The organism is Rhodobacteraceae bacterium IMCC1335 (assembly GCA_039640495.1).
Lineage (GTDB): Bacteria > Pseudomonadota > Alphaproteobacteria > Rhodobacterales > Rhodobacteraceae > Thalassovivens.
On record CP046864.1, the window covers coordinates 1502664 to 1523476 of the forward strand.

Consider the following 20813-nt stretch of genomic DNA (forward strand, 5'->3'; position numbering starts at 1 on the left):
AGCGATGAACTTAACCGAATTTGATTTTGAGCTGCCCGAAGAATTGATTGCCACGCGGCCTGTTTCACCGCGCTCTTCGGCCCGATTGCTGGTGTCAAATGGGGAAGGGATCGCGGATCGGTCTGTGGCAAACTTGCTAGAATATCTCACTCCTAAAGATCGCCTTGTTCTGAACGATACGAAGGTCATTCCGGCCCGCCTGAGCGGTATGCGCCGGCGAAGCGCCGCCTCAGGCGGCAGCGGCGAAGCCCGGATCGAGGTGACATTGCTGCATCGGCACAAGAATGGTGATTGGATGGCGCTGATCAAACCCTTGCGAAAAGTCGCTCTTAACGAGACGATCGAATTCGCCGGCGGCCTGTCGGCGCAGTTGCTCGATAAACAACAAGGGCAAGCTGTGCTGCGCTTTGATAGAAGCGAAGCGGCGTTTGAGAGCGCGCTAGACCGTTTTGGGATGATGCCTTTGCCGCCTTACATCGCGTCAAAACGAGCCGCCGATGCGCAAGATCGACAGGATTATCAAACCGTATTCGCGCGGCATCAAGGCTCGGTGGCCGCGCCCACCGCCTCGCTACATTTTGATGCGCCGCTCTTGGCGCAATTGGCAGAGCAAAATATTGGCATAACCTATGTGACGCTGCATGTGGGCGCGGGCACTTTTTTGCCCGTAAAGGTCGAGGATATTCGAAGCCATAAGATGCATTCTGAATGGGGAAGTGTTTCCCCGCAAGCTGCCGGAGAAATAGCCGCAACGCAGGCTGCGGGGGGGCGCATTATTCCAGTAGGAACAACCGCGCTGCGTTTACTGGAAACCGCCGCGCGTCGCAGTGGTCAGATTGAGGCGTGGCAGGGGGAAACCGATATTTTCATATTTCCAGGCTTCGAATTCAACGTTGCAAGCGCATTGATGACCAATTTTCATTTGCCAAAATCAACATTGTTGATGCTGGTTTCAGCGTTGATCGGGCTTGAACAGATGAAATTTATCTATTCCCATGCGATTAAACAGCAATATCGGTTTTTTTCCTATGGTGATTCCTCGCTTTTGGTTCCACAGAGATAGACAGAAGTAAGCGACTCGATTAGGGTAAACAGACGGGCCTTTCTGCCGTTCTGCGTGGTGATTGGAGCCTTTCCATGCTGTCAGTTTTTAAAAATTCTTGGGCCCTTTTATTGGGCATGATGCTGTTAATGGTTGGAAACGGTCTGCAGAGCACCCTGTTGGGGGTGCGTGGCGGCATAGAGCAGTTTTTACCTTTCGAAATGTCGATGATTATGTCCGCATATTTCATTGGGTTTTTGGGCGCCAGCCGCATGGTGCCCTCGCTTATTCGCCGCGTTGGCCATGTGCGCGTATTTGCGGCACTTGCCTCCTTCATTTCGGCTGTGCTGGTGTTGTTTCCATTATATTTAAACCCGGTTTTTTGGATGTTTGGGCGTTTGATCATCGGGTTTTGTTTTTGTGGCGTTTATATTATCGCTGAAAGCTGGCTGAACAACGCCGCAACGAATGAAAACCGTGGTCAATCCCTTTCGCTTTATTTGATATTGCAAATGGTGGGAATTGTCGTTGGCCAAGGCCTATTGGTCACCAGTGATCCTGGGGGCTATACGTTATTTATTATCATTTCGGTTTTCGTTTCCGTGTCATTTGCGCCGATTCTTCTTTCGATCAGCCCGACACCAGCTTTTGAAACCACAAATCCAATGCCATTGAAAAAGCTGATTGAAACCTCACCTTTGGGCTGCGCGGGGATGTTTGTGCTGGGCGGGGTGTTTTCAGCACAATTTGGCATGGCGGCGGTTTATGGGGCGGAAGTGGGTTTATCGCTGGGAAAGATTTCGCTTTTCGTTGCGACTTTTTATATTGGTGCGGTGTTTTTACAATACCCGATCGGCTGGTTATCTGATCGAATGGACCGGCGCCGCTTGATCATGAGCGTGGCTGCGATTGGAGCCGTTGGGGCTCTTATTGGGGTTTTTATGGGGCAGAATTTCACCTTGTTATTGGTTTCGGCCTTCATTGTAGGGGGGACGTCGAACCCGCTTTATTCTTTACTGATCGCGCATACCAATGACTTTTTAGACTTTGATGATATGGTGTCCGCCTCTGGAGGTTTGCTGTTCATCAATGGGATTGGGGCGATTGCTGGTCCTTTAATCGTGGGATGGGTCATGCAGGCCATCGGAGCTTATGGGTTTTTTGTGCTTATTTCTTTCTTGATGGCAGGTCTTGCGCTTTACGCGGCCTATCGCAGTACGCAGCGCGCGGCTCCAACCGTCGAAGAGGCAAATGCCTATCAAACCGTTATGCCCACGGCGTCTCTTTTATCGGTTGAGTTCGCGCAAGAAATCGCGATTGAGACGGCTATGGAAGAGGAAGAAGGCCAAGATGTTGATGAATGAAGTTTTATACATCTATATATAGAAAAATATTGAAAACCCTTTTATTTTCATAAATAAAAAAACCAGAGAAGAACTGTCGTAAAATAAGGGAGCGACCATGACCCCTGATCAGATTTTAAAATTCTGGCTTGATGAGACTGCGCCAGAAAAATGGTATTCTGTTGATTTGGACCTTGATGCGGAAATCAAACACCGCTTTGAGCCTGCGTGGCGCGAATTGATGCAAGGTCGCTATGGCTTGTGGTTGACATATCCGAGCGGGGCTTTGGCATATATTATTCTCGCAGATCAATTTTCGCGCAATATGTTTCGTGGTCAGGATACGGGCTTTTCATCTGATACTGTGGCATTGGCGGCGTCGAAATCAGCCATTAATCAGAAATGGGATTTGCGCGTTGATGAACCTGCACGGCAATTTTTTTACATGCCGCTGATGCATTCTGAGAACTTGATCGATCAGGATCGATGCGTGCGTTTGCTCAAGGAACGCATGCGCGATGGCGGCGGGCATAATTTGCTGCATGCCAGGGCGCATCGTGAGGTTATTCGTAACTTTGGCAGATTTCCTGATCGAAACAGCGCCCTCTCGCGCAAGAGCAGCCAGGCCGAAGCTGATTTCATACGCGATGGTGGCTATGGCAACCTGTTTCAAAATTTGACCGTTCCGATTTGATTTCGCGCTGACCCATTGAACTCGATCCTAATTTAGTTTAACGTTAAACAAATTTTTTGAGATGAGGAAAGCGATGGCAGAGCGTGCATTTGATCTGGTGGTTATTGGGGCGGGGCCCGGCGGCTATGTGGCTGCGATACGGGGCGCCCAACTTGGTTTGAAGGTCGCCATTGTCGAACGCGAGCATATGGGCGGAATCTGTCTCAATTGGGGCTGTATTCCGACCAAAGCGATGTTGCGATCGGCGGAGGTGTTCCACCTAATGCATCGGGCAAAAGATTTCGGATTAAGCGCCAAAGGCATCGATTACGATCTTGAGGCTGTCGTGGCGCGCTCGCGCGGGGTTGCCAAACAGTTAAATCAAGGCGTTGGCTTCTTGATGAAGAAAAATAAAATCGCCACTTTGATGGGCGAGGCGCGGATCGCAAGCGCCACCAGCGTCGATGTAACGACCAAGAGCAAAACGGAAACGCTGAAAGCCAAGCATATCATTCTGGCAACCGGCGCCAGAGCGCGCGAGTTGCCCGGGCTTGAAGCCGATGGCGATCTGGTTTGGACCTATAAGCACGCGCTGACGCCAAGCCGCATGCCCAAAAAACTATTGGTTATTGGTTCGGGCGCGATTGGAATTGAATTTGCTAGTTTTTACAACACGCTGGGTACGGATACCACCGTTGTAGAGGTGATGGATCGGATCTTGCCCGTAGAAGATGCTGAAATAAGTGCTTTTGCCAAAAAACAGTTTGAAAAACAGGGTATGCATATTTTGCAAAAGGCAATGGTCAAAAAGCTCGACCGGGCAAAAGGCAAAGTGACGGCGCATATTGAACAGGCCGGTAAAACCACCACCGAGACGTTTGACACGGTCATTTCTGCGGTTGGGATTTTGGGAAATGTTGAAAATTTGGGCTTGGAAGATATGGGCATTGCTGTTGATCGCAGCCATATCGTAACCGATGCCTATTGCCGCACCTCTATTCCGAGCATTTTCGCAATCGGCGATGTGGCCGGCGCCCCCTGGCTCGCCCATAAGGCCAGCCATGAAGGGGTTATGGTTGCCGAGTTAGTTGCCGGTAAAAAGCCGCATCCCGTGCGCCCCGAAACAATTGCAGGCTGCACCTATTGTCATCCTCAAATCGCCAGCGTCGGGTATACAGAAGCGCAAGCGCGTGAGAAGGGCCATGAGATTAAAGTTGGGCGGTTTCCATTTATCGGCAATGGCAAAGCCATTGCTTTAGGCGAGCCTGAGGGATTGGTGAAAACCATTTTTGATAAAAAATCGGGCGAATTGCTGGGCGCCCATATGATCGGCGCCGAGGTGACCGAGTTGATCCAAGGCTATGTGATCGGGCGTCAATTGGAAACCACGGAGCAAGATTTGATGGAAACGGTTTTCCCACATCCGACGCTGTCTGAAATGATGCATGAAAGCGTGTTGGATGCCTTTGATCAGGTGATCCACGTTTAGACCATATCGGGCGAGCAGCACAAACTCGTTAAATGCGTTGCACTCCGCTGCCCAAAGATTTGCAATAGTCTGCGGCTTGCCCGCTTGAACTGCAGCAGATGTGCGCGTTTTTTATTGGTCCAACCTGAGCGCTGAGCGTAACGTGACATTGATAATCGAGTGTTTCAGCATCTCATCCTTTGATAATCGTCCATCGCGATCTTCATAATGGCTCAGTCGTGGTCAGTGCACTTGATCGCCAACCGCAATCCCAAGGTGGTGCGATGCGTGGTGATCGTCCTGAAACATGAACCCTGCAAACCCGAGCGCCTTGATTTTCTGCGCTTCGCTTGGATCGCTTGAGGTCACGACAACCTCATATGACGCACCTTCGCCTGAAACACTGATTTCCCACGCAGGGCGCACATTTTTCAAAAACTGCGAATGCGCGGGGATCATGTTGCGAACGGCCCGATCAGCGGCACCTTCACCCGTCACCAGCATCTTCAGACCGTCGTCCAATTCCGATTTTTCGACTTTGGCACAGGTCATAAGAGCATCCATGTCCTTTAGATGCTCCCAAAGAGCATCCAAATCGACCTTGGTCCAGTCTGCACCAGATTCTTCGATGATTGTATTCACTTCAGAAATTGCACCGAACATTCCTTGGCCCGGTTCCAGTGGGCTGGCGAATGCACCACCGCCACTTTCATGGTCTTCATGTTCTTTCGTGTCTTTGGATTCATTTTTCGTTTCTTCGCAGTCAGCCGGGAAGTGCTGGCAATGCAATGCCGCATTACCATGACCCTCTGATGATGTTTGCGCGGACAGATGTGTCACACCAAAAGCAGCATCGGCTTGAAAAAAATCTGCGGTTATGCCACGCAGCTGCTCTTTTTGGGTAAGCTTCCAGTTATCTGAGCGATCCCAAAGGTCAAACACAACTTTTCTTGCAGTTTCATAGGCCTGTGAACGATGCGAGTCATCCGCAATAAGTTCCATTCCAAATCCCCAAAAAGAAAATTCTCTCCAGCTGAGCAGTCCGTCATCATTGGCATCCATTGACAGAAATATGTTTATAGCCTGTTCTTGATGTTCGCCCAGACTGACAAACCCGTCCTCATTGCTATCCTCGCTGGCAAAGGCAAGCGCCGCTAGATCTCTTCCCGGAGATTGCGCCATGGCCATCGTCCCAAAAATCGTATAAGCAACGATCCCCAACATGACTTTCTTCATAAAAATATCTTCACTTAACTAATTAAGCATATGCTCAGCCGTGACTGAGACAGACGCTGTTTCAGTTTTTTGCTGTGCAGGAACACTATGGGCATGGAAAAATGTTAAAAGTGAGGCATTCTTACGTCAGGGTGTTTTTTATCATTTTCAAAATTTGTTTTTAAATTTTGGCCTGCTTATGCTTGCTGGCGCGTCTTCTCATCATGTAGGATTCGATTTGAGGTCAAGAAATCGGGCCTGTGTCAGGAAAAATAATTTTCAGTGTATGGTAAGTTGGCTCAAAGAGGTTTTTTATCTGAATTTTGCAAAGTCAATTTCAAAAAAACGGATCTTTACTCTAAATCCTGCGCGGAAAACGCTGAGGTTGCCCATAAAAAGAGTGCATTGCCGCCATATGTTAATTTGCGCCCCATGTATCGGATAGGCGGTAGCCCTGTGGCCAGGGGTCATCCGGATCCAGCATATGCTGGTGAATGCCAGTGATCCAACCACGGCCGCTTATTTCAGGAAGAATGGCCGCGATGCCATTTACGTCAGATAGATCTACGATGCGTCCGGAAAACTCTGACCCGATGATAGAGCGCGCGGTAAGCGTTTGGCCGAGGCGCATTTTGCCCTTTTTATGCAGAACAGCCATCATCGCAGAGAGGGCAGTGCCGGTTGGCGAGCGATCAATCTTTCCCGGTTGAATGGCCACAGCAGATTTCATCCGCAGCTCCTCTTTATCTTCTTCCAATGGGCTTGCGAATTGGCAAAACGAAAAATGCTTCCAATCGGCATTGGTGGGATGAGAAAAGCGCAATTGCTGGTTGGCAGCGTCGGTTATTTTGCGACCCAATTTGGCAAGATCGGCGGCTTCATCCGCGGCAATTTGAAATCCTAAAGCGGCGGCATCCACCATCACAAAACTATCGCCGCCAAAGGCTGTGTCGACGCTCAGCGTGCCGAGTCCAGCAACCTCAAGCGGCGCGGCAATTTGTTGAGCGAAACTGGGAAGATTTTGAACAAATATCCGTTCAGCCTTGCCGTTCTTGCAATGGGCTTTAATCTGCACCAGCCCTCCGGGGGCCTCAAGGCTAAATTCGGTGATCGGCTCTTGCATCGGAAGAAGGCCGCCATCAAGCAAAACAGTGGCCACGCAGATCGAGTTTGAGCCGGACATCGGCGGGGTATCTTCGGGCTCCATGATGATGAAAGCGGCGGCGGCATCCGGGTTTTTGGGAGGGACCAAAAGATTGATATGGCGAAATACGCCGCCACGTGGCTCGTTCAGCATAAATTGACGCAGCGTTTCATCTTTGGCGATCCAGTTTCGTTGCTCCCAGATCGTGGCGCCCGGTGGCGGCGCAACGCCCCCAACGATCACATCTCCAACTTCGCCTTCTGCATGCGCCGAGATGACGTGGATGGTTTTTGAACTTCGCATATATCCTCCGCTTTATACAGCGAGGATGCGGGTGATTGCCGGCGCTTACAAGAGCGATTTGGCGGAGATCCGCTTTGCGCCGTAAAGAATTGCAATGCCCGTCATTATGGGATGATCCCCGCCGGGATATTTTGGGTTGATCCAAAACAATCGATATGGATCAAAGCGTGGGAGCGGGTTGTTTTAAGCCCGTTCTTGGGTGTTTTTGTATTTATTGCATGCTATCTGCCGCCTGCTATGAGCTGCGCGGTAAGGTTGGCGGTATGCCCGCCATTGATCTTAAGGCCATTGCCGAATTTTTCGACTTATTTGGTCGCTTGTTTTAACTGCGCAGCGCTGGCTTTTGCCGATGAGCCAAGTTTTTTCGCGCTTTTTTCGGCCTTATCACCGGCTACGGTCAAGTTTTTAAGCTTCACCTCGCCCTGCTCAAGATCTGATGTATCCAACTCAAGCACGAGCTTTACAAAATCAACCATGAGGCCTCCTTTTTGAAATTGTAACAACTTGAGTGAACCTTGGTCTTTTCAACCAAAGGTTTTTTCTGAGCTATTGTAATGAAGATTATTTAAGCAGCGCTTATGGCGCTTGGATTATCCAGCTCAGTTTGTTTTTTGTAGTAAACTTATCAAAACGAAGCTCTAGTGCTCAAAGCAAATTCATCTGGCGGGCACCTGGCCTGTGCTCAACAACCTTTTCCACGTAAATGGTTGTTATTAAACTGGACGCGGATATGGACTGCTCTTCGCGCAGCTGACAGCGTATAGTATCGTTAGCGTGGAGCGTCACCTTTCCCTTTTGGACGTCATTTTGAAAGTCTGAGTCTTCCATTTCAGCCAAAAAAGGGCGCTCACCGCGAGTGGAGAAACGCCATTTATAACCGAAAGTAAAATGCATAGTCACGATCTTTAGCCAGGCTTCACGGCGTGTTGTTTCTGTGCCTGGTTCATCGGCCTCTGGCGGTTTTTTAAAAGACGTGAGATCAGTCTTAGTGAGGCGAACAGCTTTGATCGCTTCGGTATCGGCTCCAATTCGAAGATAGTCGAGACCATCTACTTGAGAAGCATTTTTTCCAAGATCCGCGATGGCTTCCCGTGTCGGAGAATCTTGCATCAGTTTTAAGGTCCGTTCATCCACCAAGAAGTTGTTCCGGTTGTTAGTTATCTCGGCAGTGCCATCTGACTTCAGTTTAACTTTGTCTGGAGGTTTGCCCTTCAACGCTTTCACTGCTGCGATTAAGCCAATGGTTCCACCGACGGTGATGGTGGTCCCCTTAATAATAAGATCCATGACCTGATTGGCTGCATCCACCCTTTGTTTATGGGCATCGACAGTATCTAGCATGTCCGTCAACCAACCAACATCCATTGTGAGCGCCACGACGAAAGACCCCTCATCAGTAGTGGCCATTTTCAAACGCGCATTTGCCCTGTCGCCATTTAGTGCCTTGTTGGCAGCTTGAACTACATCTCCTAATGCCAGAAGGGTAGGCGCAAGATCGCGTACATCGATCTCGCCTTCATCGAAGGGATGGCCTTCAAATGCTATCTCAAATTTCGCTTTTGACATTGCTGCATTTACCTCCGAGCCTAATTGACATTGCACGCTCCGCGACCTTGAATAGCGATTATGGCGTTTTTCACCGAACGCTCTTGTCGCGCCTTAAATTTTGCGGTGGGTTCAAACTGGGATTTCTTTATAGGAAAGTTGTTTGCAAACTCTTGCAGTTTCGATCTTGATACAGCTTCAACGCTCTCTCCTAAAACAAAAGGGCATTGATCTACCTCTTCTGTCAGTGCGGGCTTGGTGAACATCATACAGGTTACTAGGAGGATTTTGAAACTCTTTAACGGCATGAAACTCTAAACAAAAACTTCTACACTATTGGTACCGTCAAAATACTGCGGTCATATTTCGCTGCACTAAGGCAATGATATGCAAACCTCTTCATCATAGAAAAAGGGCTTTTTTGTGGCTGAAAACGAGACGGCGCTGCAGTTGCGCCACACTGCACTGCGGCTTCGATCTGATCTAGATCTGACATTCTGAGATTAATCGCAAAATTGGCTTTTTGATAAAGGGGAAATAGTTTTTACGCAGCGCGTATGATGCCATTTGTGAATATCTGAAAAGGCGCTCAATTTATCCCTATTTAAAAGCCGGGCAGGTCAGCCTGTTTTGAACGCTTTATTCAGGCGTGGCAAACAGCGCGCTTATGCGCGCCGCCGCCCGCCGCGTCTGCCGTCACGCCCGCAGGCCTCGCCGCTGCTGCGCGGAATTCTGCTGTCCGTATTGGTGATGCCCTATCGTTTCTCCTCTTCGGGAAAATACCAAGTGAGAGCAGCAGAACAATTCCGTGACCTGTCCAGTCAGCGAAACTGTGGGACTGCGCAGGATGAGGCCACGCGTATCTTTGACGGGACGACGAGAGCTTTGGCTGCTGCAAAGACTAGAGGTCAGTTGTCGGCAGCCCACGACAAAAAGGACAAGAATGGGTTGATTGGGCGTACTGTTGCGAAAGAGTATTGCCTCAAAGCAGTTACAGCCAAGAAGCAATACGCCAACGCTAAAGCTGAGAACCATAAACCCCTGTTCGACAGATTGAACCCTGATGGGCGGATGTCAATGAACTCTATGGCTCAAGCTCTAAATGCTGAAGAGATCCCAACGCCTAGCGGTAGAGGCAAATGGCAGAACGTCACGGTGAAGCGGATCTACAATAGACTTGCCGCCTGAACACCCTCCAGTGGAAAATGACCCCACCTCAGGTAGGTTCTATGCGTTTGTATCCATGCATTGCTGGGTTTCAGGGTTCCAAACCTGTCCTACAGCGCAAGACATCGTTACGTCTTTGCCATGATTGCCGCATCCGTCAGCTAGGACGGCTGGGGTGCTTAGAATTAAAGCGAAAATCGAAGTTGTGATAAATTTCATCTCTCATCTCCTTTTTGACTGATACAAAGATAAGTCAATCAATAAGCTAAACAACGCACAAGTTGTCGCATTCCCTCAACAAGACAAGCCTTGAGTTCGGCATTAGGTAATATCAGACATCAATTGTTTCGGGCGATGATGGCGAATAAACCTCTAACAATTCAACGTCTGCTGAATAATCAAGCAGGTCGTGTGCTGCAGTCGGTGGATGATAAACAAAATCACCTTTTTCTAACAGAAACTCACCTTCGTTTTCATACCAGAATTTAACCCATCCATTTAAAACATATATCATTTGGAAGGTCATTTCGTGATAGTGCTTTCCAGTAGAATGCCCCAACTCCTTTGCCCTAGTAACTTGCGCACCAAAAGCGCCATTTGTGGCAGTAGCTAAACCTAAGTCTCGTGCAGATAGCCAAGTTCTAAACTGGTCATTCTCAAAAGTAGCGTTCTTAGCTCTGGAGATGCAGAATTTTTCACTATGATTATTCATATTTGTTCCTACGAATTGCTTTACTGTATTAGTGGTTCATACAGTATTTTGGTCGTTTCGGCCAATTAAGTATAGTGAGATTGAAAAGATAAACTCACTGAGCGGTGAGGTTGCAGAGATAGCAGTTGGTCATAATCAGGCACAAGATAAGAAGTTTGGGTTTGTTGATGAGGATGCGAACCTAAATTGTTATAGATCAAATGAAGCAAGGTCGGGGGCATTAGATGTCCGTCTGGGCCGCGTTCACTTAACCTGAGCCACTCTTTTGGATTTAGGCTGACAGCCTTCATGAAACCCTCACACCAAGTACCGCAACAGATGTCCTGCTTTGGCTTGCCAGAATATTGGCTCGACAACCATCATCGGATCATGAGTAAGACCTTGAGCGATCTCCATATAGAGATCAGTAAGGGTACTCACGGCCCAATCAGGTAACTCTTTTGGCTCAACGCCAAGCCCTGCTGCCATCCACACATCAGATGAGATTGAAGAGGGAGAACAAATCACACCGTGAAGCAGACCATCAAGATCAGAAAGCATCATAGAATCCTCTGGGCTTTCGTCAGAAGACAAATACTGGTCTAGTTCGTTTGGGTTTGCGCTTTCCGTCATAAGGCAAGTCTAATATTGATTTGTGATGCAGAGCCAAGCTTTATTAAGGTAAGAGAAAATAGGCGTGTAGCTCATGGAGGAAAGTGATGAAATTCGTACAGTTAAGTGATGTCCATCTTGTTGCAGGTGGTGGCGAGTTAAATGGTTGCTTGCCTTCGCAGAGACTTCGTTCTTGCCTTGATGATATTTTGCAATGGCACAGCGATGCTGAGTTTTGCGTTATTTCTGGCGATCTAACAGAGTTTGCAGAGCCCGGGGCATACCAATTGTTAAAAGATATGCTAGGCGCATTTCCACTGCCTTACTTTTTGATGATGGGAAACCACGATGACCGTGATGTTTTCCTGAGAATATTTGATAATTATCACCAAGATCCAATGGGTTTTATACAGTTCAAATATCAGTGCTCTGCTGGAACTTTTATTTTTTTGGATACGAGTAAAGAGGGGGCTGATGAACACGAAGGCCAACTTTGTGATGCTCGCTTAGAATGGTTGAAAGAGCAGTTGATTGCCGCAGAGCACGAGCCGGTATTTATCTTTATGCATCATCCACCCTTTGAGATTGGTGTTAGTTATGTTGATGAGATTAGTCTTATAGACAGTGAAAAGTTTGCGCTTGTTCTAAAATATGCGAAAAACTTGAGGCATGTTTTTTTTGGCCATGTTCATCGAATGACATCTGTCAATTGGAAGGGTATCCCTTTTACTAGCCCACCGAGTTTGAATCATCAAATTCCGATGGTTCCAGAGAGCGTAGATGGTGAGTTCTGTGATGAACCTCCTGCTTATAGCGTGGTAAACGTGACGACAGAGCAATTAGTTGTGCATTTTAACACCTTCCTACAGCGTAATCCGCTACATCAAACGTTGTTATGAATTCATACGGTTTAGCATTCGTACTTATGGCCGCTGCTATACATCCGTTTCGGGATATTTTTCTGAAAGGCTCAAGGCATCCTATTTCGGCCTATGCCAGTATATGCTTAATTTGGATTTTTATCTCTATTATTCACGTTTTAATATTTAATGAGGATTTGAGATTACCAGTATCTTATTGGCCTTATGTTGTGGCTTCTTCACTTGGCTTAATCATCTATTACTATGGAACTTTAAAAGCATTAGAGCGGGGGAGCCTCTCGGTTTATTATCCAATTATCCGTTCATCGCCGTTGGCTATCGTGTTTGTAAACTGGCTAGCCTTTGATCACTCTTATGAGCTTAAAGTTCTCTTGGGGATTGGCTTGGTATTAATTGGAGTATTTATGCTTCAAAAATCTGCGAGGGGAGTGACTGGCGACAAGAAAAGCTTGTACTTAGCACTTTTGGCTATGCTGGGATCAGCAGCCTATACAGTGGCCGATGCTAACGCTATGTCGGTAATATCACCCTCGGTATTTTTGTTTTACGTCTATATTATTGTCACTTTGGGATTGTTCGGATTGGGCCTTTCTGAAACCAGAAGTATAGCGAACTCAATGTCTTTACTTAAAACCAATTTTGCAAATGCACCACAACGAATTATTTTAGCAGGTGTGTCGTCTTACGTTTCCTATTATTTGATACTCTGGGCCTTTAAGGTGGGGTCAGAGGCAGCAGCTGTGAGTGCTATTAGACAGGTTTCAATTCCTTTGGCTGTGGTGTTTGCCACGATTGTTCTGAAAGAAAAGAAGTTTTTTTATAACATTTGGTGGGCCAGCTTTGTTGGGGTCGGTGTTATTATTATTGCAATTGAATGATGGCCAGTATTCTGAGCCTAAGCCCTTCGAATGTCTGGCACCAGATTATTGAGTAGTATTGTCATCATAGCGGCACCATCACTACCGTCACGTAGTTCAGCTCAAAGGTGTTATTTCGAACAAGCAGGGATATTAGGCATTAGTGCGATGGGCTAAAGCGTCACTTAAATTCAAGATCAGTTATTGAATGCTTCGGCCTAACACATATCTGCTTATAATGCTAACGAAACAAAGGTTCTGTTATGATTAAGACTGCAATGCTTATGGCTGCCATGACTGCCCTATTCGGCTTCGCAGGTACGATGCTTGGGGGCTTTGAAGGTCTCCTCATAGCTATCATATTGGCCATAGCAGTTAATCTTTTCGCTTGGTACAATTCAGATAAGATGGTTCTTCGAATGTATGGGGCTAAAGAGGTTCCTCGCGGTCATCCCCTTTATGAAATGGTAGCTGATCTATCACTAAATGCCGAGCTGCCAGTGCCAAAGGTTTACGAAATACAAAGCGATCAACCCAATGCGTTTGCAACTGGCCGTAATCCTGAAAACGCTGCAGTTGCTGCTACTACAGGGCTTTTACAAAGGTTAAATCAGAATGAGATAGCAGCAGTAATGGCACATGAACTGGCCCATATTAAGAACAGAGATACAACGATCATGGTAGTCGCAGCTACTTTTGCTGGAGCCATTTCTATGTTGGCCAATTTTGCAATGTTTTTTGGTGGGCGAAGAAACAATAATATGGGCTTTATTGGGTTGATAGCGATGATGATCCTAGCACCTCTGGCTGCATCACTCATACAAATGGCAATTAGTCGTAGTCGAGAATACATCGCCGACAGAGTTGGTGCTGAAATTTGCGGCAACCCCTTATGGTTGGCCTCCGCCTTAAAATCCATTCAAGGCTTTGCTTCCAAAATCGACAATCATGGAGCAGAAAGAAATCCTTCTACAGCCCACATGTTTATTATAAACCCTCTCCATGCTCATGCACACGACAAGCTATTCTCAACTCATCCAAGTACAGCAAACCGAATTACTGCTTTAGAAGCTATGGTTGGCAAGGTGAAACCGAACCAATCCAACCACCGATCCTCCATCCCAAAGACCGGCCGTAGAACACGCACAGAGAACCCTTGGGCTGATAGATAGGCTACAGTTTTGTTGTCGACTGTGTCAGAAACCTAAAGTTCTATTCTAGCTGATCAGGCATACACCGCCCAAGAGTAATGCGTTTCATGTTTCTCCAGAGGGGAATTGAAGAGCATGATTTCAGCGCGATACTCTTTTTGGGTTAGATAGATCACTTATTTGGCACACACACGGCTAATAAACTGGTACTGAAATTGGAAAAAGCAGCGACTTAAATAATTATTATTTATAATTTAATTAAAAGTGATGATGCACCCGCAGGGGGTTGGTTCCTTAATAAGGCCCGAAGCAGACCCCCGTCTCTAATGATATCAAGCGCTTAGCCACAAATGACCTGGTTTGTTTAGGACACATTTGGTGGCCTCTCTGGTGGCTTTGCGTCCGTCCCATATGCGACACACCTGATCCTCTGCGCAGCTTACTAAAAGGTCAGTGAATGGCACCGCTGTCACTTTGATTGCAAGCAAGTTTTTCTAATCAGAGGCCGAGATCTTCAAAACCGCGATTTCGACCAGATCTGCCAGTTCGGTGATATTGCTATCTTCCATAATAAAGGGGGGGGCAAGCAAAAGGTGATCGCCAAATTCGCCGTCCCTGGTACCGCGCATCGGATAACAAATCAGGCCATTTTGAAACGCATCTGTCTTCAGCTGCGCCGCAATGTTGCGTTTCGGATCAAAGGGCTTTTTCAGGCCTTTATCTTCGACGATTTCAAGGCCAATAAACAATCCGCGCCCTCTGATATCGCCAATAAAAGGGTGCTGCGCGAAACGTGCGCGTAAGTCTGAAAATAAAAGCTCAGAGCTTCGTTGCACATTGACCAGAAGGTCGCGGTCTAAAATCGCGTTCAGCACGGCCAGGCCGGCTGCGCAGGCCATAGGATGCGCGTTATACGTATGTCCATGTTGAAACAATTTTGAACCCTGTTCCAGCACCGCATAGATGTTCTTGTGGCACAACATTGCCCCGATTGGCTGATAACCGGCCCCAAGGCCCTTCGCGATGCATAATATATCCGGGGTAACCCCATCCGCTTCGCAGGCAAAAAGGTGACCCGTGCGCCCCATTCCACACATTACCTCGTCAAAAATCAGCAAAACACCATAGCGATCACAGATTTCGCGTATGAGTTTAAAATATCCTTCAACGGCTGGTACCGCGCCCATGGTTGCCCCCACAACCGGCTCGGCTATGAAGGCCATTACTGTGTCAGGGCCTAGGCGTAGGATCTCATCTTCCAATTCCTGTGCGGTGCGCTGGGCATATTGTGTAGGCGTTTCAGAGGGCCGCTTTTCAGCATATTCATAACAGGGAGCAATATGCGAGGCGGGCGCTAAGATTGGTTCGAATTGCGCGCGCCGCCATTGATTGCCCCCAGCGGCCAATGCACCCAAGGTATTGCCGTGATAACTTTGCCGTCTGGCTATTAAGTGCCGCCGCTGCGGCTGCCCATGTTCAACATGAAATTGCCGCGCCAGTTTGATCGCGGCTTCCACTGCTTCAGAGCCGCCCGAGACGAAATAGACTTTCTCAAGGCCGGCTGGAGCATGCGCGCTAAGCAGGCTCGCAAGTTGTTCTGCGGCTGCGCTGGTGAAAAACCCCGTATGCGCAAAGGCCAATGTGTCCGCTTGTGTTTTCAGCGCGTTAATAATTTCGGGATCACCATGCCCAAGGCAGGATACCGCCGCCCCGCCGGATCCATCAAAATATTTCTTTCCATGTTCATCATATAAATAACAGCCCTGCCCAGCAACAGCGATGGGGGGCGGACTGGCGATATTTCTCGGAAAGACATTACTCATAGAGGCTCCAGGCGCGCAGATGGGGTGAGATAAGCGTGTCATGCAGCGCTCTTTCTCAAACGGATGCAATTTAATTTAGGTCAGAAAAGGCCAGAATAACATAGGAGGTCAAGACTTATATAAATTAACAAAAGTTATTTATTAAAGGGGCTAAAGATTTGGTTTATATACATCAATTTATCTGCGCTTAGATATAATGGATGGGCAGATAAGGCATCGCATCGCTTCGCGCTTTGAGGAGCAATTTTTTCATAATCGGCGCGTCCGAGCCGGTTGCGGGTCTTACATAGATCATTTTCATTTTTCTATGTTTTGAATAAGATCCAAACTGTTCTCTGCCGAGCGGTGGATTGCCGGACACCTTGCATGTCGGCTTATAAGGCAGCGCGTTTGCAGTTTAGGAAGTATCTTAGGCATCAATCTATTGCGCCATGTTGGTGATTGTCTGATGCTGGTAGAGCCTCTCGGAGACCGATGTCAAAGCTGACGTTTTTTATCGCGCTCACCAAGCAAATGGCGATCAGAGAATTTCCGCTGACTGTCTAGACCCCCTCATGCGCGTGGCATGCGACCTCCAATGCCAGAAACCTTATTAGAGCAACCCAAAATTACTCGCACCGAAATTGGGGGCTAGACATGTTGGATAAATACGCTGAAGCACGTGCAGCATATTACCGCAGCTTAAAGACGTTTGAGATATTTGGACGAGGGTGGCCGCGTCGCAATGATGAAGTGCTGGCGAAGGCCAAAGGTATGATTGAGTGAACTGACGGGCGACAGGATCGGTAGGAAATCACCCGCTAGTATGATGGAGCCGGAACCACTCGACTGCCTTAACAAATGGTGTGTCGGTATGTTGATTAGTCAAATTGGCAGCGATGCAGAAACGCATAAAATGGTACCAGTAAAACGGTTATTGATGCATCTTGCATGTGTCGTTTCCGATACACTACCAGATCGATGCATCCATGCATAAAGTGGTACCGGTAGCGGGAATCGTGGCTTAGAGCCAGAAGCAACCTGTTTAGGTGCCGGTTTGTTGGCGGCTGTGGGCGCGGGGATATTTCCATCTGTACAAGACGCGGTAGCGGCAATGTGTGGTGCGGGCGTTTCTTATCATCCGAATGAAACCGATCGCCTGAAATATGACCAAATCTATCATATTTACAAAGATATTTATCCCGCCTTGAAAGAACATTTTACGCGCTTATCCGACGTAACATCTGAATTGGAACAAATATGACTGCAATGACTGTGCAGCAAAAAACAATAACCTTTCATGCAGCCTTTGATCGATATGAGGCTATCCGCGATAGATTACCCTCAGTCGTGGTGCAACAAGCCTCCAGACAGGCAACATGTTTGGATGAGATGGTTGATTACTATGAGGGGTTTTTACTCGATTCATTCGGTGTGCTTAATGTTGGCAACAGTGCGATCGAAGGCGCGGCGCGGGTTCTGGAGGATTTGCGTTTGCGGCATATCCCATTTCGGATTTTAACGAATGCGGCAAGTTATACTTCTCAGGACGCCTTTCATAAGTATAAGCATCTTGGTCTAGATATTCGCCGCGATGAAATTATATCCAGCCGTGATACGTTATTCGCCAATTTATCCGAATATTCGCAGATTTCCCAATGGGCGGCGATTGCGACGCCCCAAGATGAATTTCAAGATACAAAACAGGATGTAAGCAACCTCTTTGAGGTTTCAGGCTCTTGGGATGATGTTCCAGCGTTTTTGTTTTTGACTGCCGAAAACTGGACGCAAGCCCATCAAGATAGGTTGATCGAAAGCTTGCTGCGCCACCCTCGACCCGTGATTGTTGGTAACCCTGATTTGGTTGCGCCGCGCGAAAATGGACTGACGATTGAACCGGGTTTTTGGGCCCACGATCTGAGGGATAAAACCCAAGCCGACGTCGTGTTTTTCGGAAAACCCTATCATCATGCGTTTGACATCGCGCTTAATGCGTGGGGGGCAGGGCATTATGCCATGGTTGGGGATACGTTGCATACAGATATCCTTGGCGGTCAGGCTGTTGGATTGGATACCATTTGTCTGACGCAACACGGGCTGTTTCGAAATAAACCTCTAGCTCCATTTATCGCAAGATCGGGGATTATGCCCATTTGGACCATGCCAGCGCTAGCAAAGCTATAGTAAAAGGAAAGAACATGACGGAATATGATATGATCGTCATAGGGGCCGGCCCCGGTGGATATTCGTGTGCAATCAAGGCGGCACAGCTTGGGTTAAAAACAGCAATTATCGAAGGACGTGCTCGTTTGGGCGGGACCTGTCTAAATGTTGGCTGCATTCCCTCCAAGGCATTGTTGCACGCAACACATATGTATGTCGAGATGAATAAAAACTTTGCCTCGATCGGCATCGATGTGCGTGACAGTGCAATCAACTGGCCCGCAATGAAAGCGCACAAAAATTCTGTCATCGATCAGAATACAAAGGGCTTGGAATATTTGTTCAAAGCGAATGGCGTGACTTGGATTAAAGGATGGGCGGAATTCATATCACCAAATGAGGTTCGCGTATCCGAAGCTGTCTATAGTGCAAAAAATTATGTTATTGCAACGGGATCGCAGCCGCAGATTCTGTCTGGCGTCTTGATCGATGAAACACGCATTGTGTCATCAACCGGGGCGCTAGATTTTGACCAAATCCCAAAGAGTTTGGTTGTTATCGGGGCAGGCGTTATCGGTCTAGAGCTGGGCAGCGTGTATGCGCGGCTTGGATGTGATGTTACAGTTTTAGAATACGCTGATGAAATATTGCCGGAGCTCGATCAAGATATGCGAAAAGCATATGTAAAATTGCTGAAAAAGCAGGGGCTGAAATTTATTCTCAGCGCGGCGGTCAAACAATCCCAGGTGGACGTGGATTGTATTACGGTGACCTACAATGATCGCTCTAAAAATGAAATTTCGAAAATTCATAGCGAAAAGGTTCTGGTTGCAACAGGTCGGCGCGCCAACACGCGTGGGTTAGCATTGGAAAAAGCGGGCATTTCTCTGGCTAAGAGCGGTATAATTCCAGTTGATGCTCAGTGCCGAACCGCCGTGTCACATATTTACGCTATAGGTGATGTTATCGCGGGACCAATGTTGGCACATAAGGCTGAAGACGAAGCCATCATGGTGGCAGAGCAAATTGTGGGATCCGAGCCTCATTCGATCAATTATCATTCAATTCCTGGTGTTATTTACACACATCCAGAACTGGCAACCGTTGGCTATGGTGAGGCCCGCGCCAAATTGGCAGGTGTGGCCACAAGATCTGGCGTTTTTCCATTTGCTGCCAATGGACGCGCCAAGGCGGCAAACTGTGCGGATGGTTTTGTAAAAATTATCACCGATAGTGAAACGGGGAAAATTTTGGGTGGGCAAATTCTTGGTCCGTCTGCTGGTGATATGATCCATGAGATTTGCGTAGCAATGGAATTAAACGCCAGTGCTGCTGATTTGGCGGCTGTATCACATGCCCATCCTACCTATAGCGAGGCAGTGCGCGAAGCGGCGATGGCCTGCCACGGTAAAGCAATTCACTTTATTTAGGATTAGTCTTGTGGAATTGATATCGCTACGACAACTTTGTGATCATGTAAAACACATGACTTTGCATTTTCTGCATGCAATATCAGTAATCTTGAATAGCTAAAGGTTGTAATGGCGGCCGCAGTTGCTGCGGATAGTCATTCAATCATTCGACCCCTCTTCAGATACTGTCTTTGGATCACAGTAACAAATCAATTTGAATTCGCTATTTGTTTTCTCAAACGCACGATTTGATCGGCGGTCGCTGCGGCCTCGGCCCCTTTTTTCACGAAATGGTCTTCAAACTGTTTTGTGTGAAACTCGGTCTCTTGGAAATTATGGGGGGTGAGCGAAACGGACAGCACAGGCACACCTGTTTCTAAACCGACGTTCATTAGTGCCTCAACCACGGTTTGGGCCACGAAATCATGGCGATAAATCCCGCCATCCACAACAAAGGCTGCACAAACCACGGCATCATATTTGCCTGTTTTTGCCAATTCTTTCGCGATGAGGGGCATTTCAAATGCGCCTGGAACCTCGAAATTGGCGACATCCGCATCGGGCAGGGCGGCACGAAACCCATCCAGCGATTTTGAAACAATGTTGGAATGCCATTTTGCTTGGACATAGGCGATTTGGGTGCGCATCATGAAATCTCCTTATTCACGCGTACTTCACCCAAGGCGATCACACGACAGCACACCGATCACGATCGGTACATTGCGTCTTCTCTTTCATCCGGACTGTAACCGTCGGCCCAGGAATTGCACCTGATCTGCTGACCTCATCGCTGAACGCTCGCGGGCTTGGGTTTCCCCTTACCGCCGGTGGGGAATTTCGCCCCGCCCTGAGAATTATTGAGTGATATCAGATCACTGTGTAAGGTCAAGCGGGATTGTTTTGATCACAAAAATGATTGCCATGGAGGCTTTGGGTAGGCTTAGTAAGTGCATTAGGATTCATGCATGAACGGGACAAAAAAATGAACGATAAACCACAAGACGCAGAGGCACGGCGCAAGGTAAAGCCCGTCATTTGCTATCTAAACGAAACCCTGCCTGTTCCTGATTTGAACAGATATCGTGCGGCGCGACAGGGGGCAGAGAAGGTGGATGAAATGTTTGCAGTAGTGATTTTTACGGCAAGATTCGTCTGACTTAGTGAAATAAAGTGTATCCAAAGGTGTACCCGAAAAACATCGTCTTCGAATTAAATAACTGACATCTATCAAATAAAATGCGTTAATTTGGAGCGGGCGATGAGATTCGAACTCACGACATTTACCTTGGCAAGGTAACGCTCTACCCCTGAGCTACGCCCGCATCCGATGGGTAGCCGGGTGAT

Annotated in this window: 21 protein-coding genes, 1 tRNA gene and 1 riboswitch; of the genes, 12 read left to right on the top strand and 10 right to left on the bottom strand. The window is 47.7% G+C overall.

Translation table 11 applies throughout. The features are described 5' to 3' along the window. The first annotated feature begins 4 nt into the window (after window positions 1-4). The 4 genes from queA to lpdA (GN241_07195) all read left to right on the top strand — a co-directional run bounded on the left by queA (window position 5) and on the right by lpdA (GN241_07195) (window position 4547). Window positions 5-1063 (top strand): tRNA preQ1(34) S-adenosylmethionine ribosyltransferase-isomerase QueA, encoded by a 1059-nt coding sequence (queA, locus tag GN241_07180; GenBank protein ID XAT57167.1) that lies wholly within the window; start codon window positions 5-7, stop codon window positions 1061-1063. A 74-nt stretch (window positions 1064-1137) separates the two neighbouring features. Further along, the gene (locus tag GN241_07185) at window positions 1138-2406 is read left to right on the top strand and encodes an MFS transporter (protein XAT57168.1); all 1269 of its coding nucleotides are present in this window, start codon (window positions 1138-1140) and stop codon (window positions 2404-2406) included. Between the two features lie 97 nt (window positions 2407-2503). Beyond that, window positions 2504-3079 (top strand): DUF924 family protein, encoded by a 576-nt coding sequence (locus GN241_07190; GenBank protein XAT57169.1) that lies wholly within the window; start codon window positions 2504-2506, stop codon window positions 3077-3079. A gap of 73 nt (window positions 3080-3152) precedes the next feature. Next, entirely contained in the window at window positions 3153-4547 is a 1395-nt protein-coding gene (lpdA, locus tag GN241_07195; protein XAT57170.1) for a dihydrolipoyl dehydrogenase, read from the top strand. A gap of 222 nt (window positions 4548-4769) precedes the next feature. Here the strand turns inward: lpdA (GN241_07195) and GN241_07200 are convergent, their stop codons facing one another. The 4 genes from GN241_07200 to GN241_07215 all read right to left on the bottom strand — a co-directional run bounded on the left by GN241_07200 (window position 4770) and on the right by GN241_07215 (window position 8754). Further along, window positions 4770-5762: a hypothetical protein gene (locus GN241_07200; GenBank protein XAT57171.1), complete on the bottom strand. Its 993-nt coding sequence runs from the start codon at window positions 5760-5762 to the stop codon at window positions 4770-4772. Window positions 5763-6159: 397 nt separating this feature from the next. Next, window positions 6160-7188, bottom strand: coding sequence for a hypothetical protein (locus GN241_07205; GenBank protein XAT57172.1), 1029 nt, complete (start codon window positions 7186-7188; stop codon window positions 6160-6162). Between the two features lie 305 nt (window positions 7189-7493). Further along, window positions 7494-7664: a hypothetical protein gene (locus tag GN241_07210; GenBank protein ID XAT57173.1), complete on the bottom strand. Its 171-nt coding sequence runs from the start codon at window positions 7662-7664 to the stop codon at window positions 7494-7496. Window positions 7665-7833: 169 nt separating this feature from the next. Continuing rightward, window positions 7834-8754 carry a hypothetical protein gene (locus GN241_07215; protein ID XAT57174.1) on the bottom strand — a complete coding sequence of 307 codons (921 nt, stop codon included), beginning with the start codon at window positions 8752-8754 and terminating at the stop codon, window positions 7834-7836. 609 nt (window positions 8755-9363) lie between these two features. Here GN241_07215 and GN241_07220 point away from each other — a divergent pair. Continuing rightward, complete coding sequence (locus tag GN241_07220; protein XAT57175.1) at window positions 9364-9921, top strand: hypothetical protein; 558 nt, start codon at window positions 9364-9366, stop codon at window positions 9919-9921. Between the two features lie 39 nt (window positions 9922-9960). On the opposite strand, the gene GN241_07225 is transcribed toward GN241_07220, so the two are convergent. The 3 genes from GN241_07225 to GN241_07235 form a co-directional block, all read right to left on the bottom strand. Further along, window positions 9961-10119, bottom strand: coding sequence for a hypothetical protein (locus GN241_07225; GenBank protein ID XAT57176.1), 159 nt, complete (start codon window positions 10117-10119; stop codon window positions 9961-9963). 112 nt (window positions 10120-10231) lie between these two features. Next, window positions 10232-10612: a cupin domain-containing protein gene (locus tag GN241_07230; GenBank protein XAT57177.1), complete on the bottom strand. Its 381-nt coding sequence runs from the start codon at window positions 10610-10612 to the stop codon at window positions 10232-10234. A 297-nt stretch (window positions 10613-10909) separates the two neighbouring features. Then, window positions 10910-11224, bottom strand: a complete 315-nt coding sequence (locus GN241_07235) for a UPF0149 family protein (GenBank protein ID XAT57178.1) — start codon at window positions 11222-11224, stop codon at window positions 10910-10912. An 86-nt stretch (window positions 11225-11310) separates the two neighbouring features. Between GN241_07235 and GN241_07240 the strand changes: the two genes are divergently transcribed. The 3 genes from GN241_07240 to htpX all read left to right on the top strand — a co-directional run bounded on the left by GN241_07240 (window position 11311) and on the right by htpX (window position 14113). Beyond that, window positions 11311-12102 carry a phosphodiesterase gene (locus GN241_07240; GenBank protein XAT57179.1) on the top strand — a complete coding sequence of 264 codons (792 nt, stop codon included), beginning with the start codon at window positions 11311-11313 and terminating at the stop codon, window positions 12100-12102. Beyond that, window positions 12099-12962: an EamA family transporter gene (locus GN241_07245; GenBank protein XAT57180.1), complete on the top strand. Its 864-nt coding sequence runs from the start codon at window positions 12099-12101 to the stop codon at window positions 12960-12962. Before GN241_07240 ends, GN241_07245 begins: the two co-directional genes overlap by 4 nt. 242 nt (window positions 12963-13204) lie before the next feature. Continuing rightward, on the top strand, window positions 13205-14113 hold the full coding sequence (gene htpX, locus GN241_07250; protein XAT57181.1) for a zinc metalloprotease HtpX: 909 nt from the start codon (window positions 13205-13207) through the stop codon (window positions 14111-14113). 473 nt (window positions 14114-14586) lie between these two features. Here htpX and GN241_07255 read toward each other — a convergent pair whose 3' ends face one another. Then, window positions 14587-15915, bottom strand: a complete 1329-nt coding sequence (locus GN241_07255; GenBank protein ID XAT59213.1) for an aspartate aminotransferase family protein — start codon at window positions 15913-15915, stop codon at window positions 14587-14589. 1036 nt (window positions 15916-16951) lie between these two features. Between GN241_07255 and GN241_07260 the strand changes: the two genes are divergently transcribed. The 3 genes from GN241_07260 to lpdA (GN241_07270) are packed head-to-tail and all read left to right on the top strand — an operon-like array spanning window position 16952 to window position 19487. Further along, entirely contained in the window at window positions 16952-17158 is a 207-nt protein-coding gene (locus GN241_07260; GenBank protein ID XAT57182.1) for a hypothetical protein, read from the top strand. After that, the gene (locus GN241_07265) at window positions 17155-18078 is read left to right on the top strand and encodes an HAD-IIA family hydrolase (GenBank protein XAT57183.1); all 924 of its coding nucleotides are present in this window, start codon (window positions 17155-17157) and stop codon (window positions 18076-18078) included. Before GN241_07260 ends, GN241_07265 begins: the two co-directional genes overlap by 4 nt. 14 nt (window positions 18079-18092) lie before the next feature. Continuing rightward, window positions 18093-19487, top strand: a complete 1395-nt coding sequence (gene lpdA / locus GN241_07270) for a dihydrolipoyl dehydrogenase (protein XAT57184.1) — start codon at window positions 18093-18095, stop codon at window positions 19485-19487. A gap of 191 nt (window positions 19488-19678) precedes the next feature. Here the strand turns inward: lpdA (GN241_07270) and GN241_07275 are convergent, their stop codons facing one another. Next, window positions 19679-20119, bottom strand: a complete 441-nt coding sequence (locus GN241_07275; GenBank protein XAT57185.1) for a 6,7-dimethyl-8-ribityllumazine synthase — start codon at window positions 20117-20119, stop codon at window positions 19679-19681. 72 nt (window positions 20120-20191) lie between these two features. Continuing rightward, window positions 20192-20328: riboswitch (FMN riboswitch) on the bottom strand. A gap of 123 nt (window positions 20329-20451) precedes the next feature. Between GN241_07275 and GN241_07280 the strand changes: the two genes are divergently transcribed. Next, window positions 20452-20625, top strand: a complete 174-nt coding sequence (locus GN241_07280) for a hypothetical protein (GenBank protein ID XAT57186.1) — start codon at window positions 20452-20454, stop codon at window positions 20623-20625. A gap of 91 nt (window positions 20626-20716) precedes the next feature. On the opposite strand, the gene GN241_07285 is transcribed toward GN241_07280, so the two are convergent. Beyond that, a tRNA-Gly gene (locus GN241_07285) sits at window positions 20717-20791 on the bottom strand. Between the last annotated feature and the right edge of the window lie 22 nt (window positions 20792-20813).

Bases quoted from the DNA above. Each gene is read 5' to 3' on its own strand.
- htpX (XAT57181.1), top strand. From the start codon at position 13,205: ATGATTAAGACTGCAATGCTTATGGCTGCCATGACTGCCCTATTCGGC.
- lpdA (XAT57184.1), top strand. From the start codon at position 18,093: ATGACGGAATATGATATGATCGTCATAGGGGCCGGCCCCGGTGGATAT.
- GN241_07210 (XAT57173.1), bottom strand. From the start codon at position 7,664: ATGGTTGATTTTGTAAAGCTCGTGCTTGAGTTGGATACATCAGATCTT.
- GN241_07200 (XAT57171.1), bottom strand. From the start codon at position 5,762: ATGAAGAAAGTCATGTTGGGGATCGTTGCTTATACGATTTTTGGGACG.
- GN241_07240 (XAT57179.1), top strand. From the start codon at position 11,311: ATGAAATTCGTACAGTTAAGTGATGTCCATCTTGTTGCAGGTGGTGGC.
- GN241_07265 (XAT57183.1), top strand. From the start codon at position 17,155: ATGACTGCAATGACTGTGCAGCAAAAAACAATAACCTTTCATGCAGCC.
- queA (XAT57167.1), top strand. From the start codon at position 5: ATGAACTTAACCGAATTTGATTTTGAGCTGCCCGAAGAATTGATTGCC.
- lpdA (XAT57170.1), top strand. From the start codon at position 3,153: ATGGCAGAGCGTGCATTTGATCTGGTGGTTATTGGGGCGGGGCCCGGC.
- GN241_07275 (XAT57185.1), bottom strand. From the start codon at position 20,119: ATGATGCGCACCCAAATCGCCTATGTCCAAGCAAAATGGCATTCCAAC.
- GN241_07235 (XAT57178.1), bottom strand. From the start codon at position 11,224: ATGACGGAAAGCGCAAACCCAAACGAACTAGACCAGTATTTGTCTTCT.
- GN241_07205 (XAT57172.1), bottom strand. From the start codon at position 7,188: ATGCGAAGTTCAAAAACCATCCACGTCATCTCGGCGCATGCAGAAGGC.
- GN241_07255 (XAT59213.1), bottom strand. From the start codon at position 15,915: ATGAGTAATGTCTTTCCGAGAAATATCGCCAGTCCGCCCCCCATCGCT.
- GN241_07215 (XAT57174.1), bottom strand. From the start codon at position 8,754: ATGTCAAAAGCGAAATTTGAGATAGCATTTGAAGGCCATCCCTTCGAT.
- GN241_07190 (XAT57169.1), top strand. From the start codon at position 2,504: ATGACCCCTGATCAGATTTTAAAATTCTGGCTTGATGAGACTGCGCCA.
- GN241_07280 (XAT57186.1), top strand. From the start codon at position 20,452: ATGAACGATAAACCACAAGACGCAGAGGCACGGCGCAAGGTAAAGCCC.
- GN241_07230 (XAT57177.1), bottom strand. From the start codon at position 10,612: ATGAATAATCATAGTGAAAAATTCTGCATCTCCAGAGCTAAGAACGCT.
- GN241_07245 (XAT57180.1), top strand. From the start codon at position 12,099: ATGAATTCATACGGTTTAGCATTCGTACTTATGGCCGCTGCTATACAT.
- GN241_07225 (XAT57176.1), bottom strand. From the start codon at position 10,119: ATGAAATTTATCACAACTTCGATTTTCGCTTTAATTCTAAGCACCCCA.
- GN241_07185 (XAT57168.1), top strand. From the start codon at position 1,138: ATGCTGTCAGTTTTTAAAAATTCTTGGGCCCTTTTATTGGGCATGATG.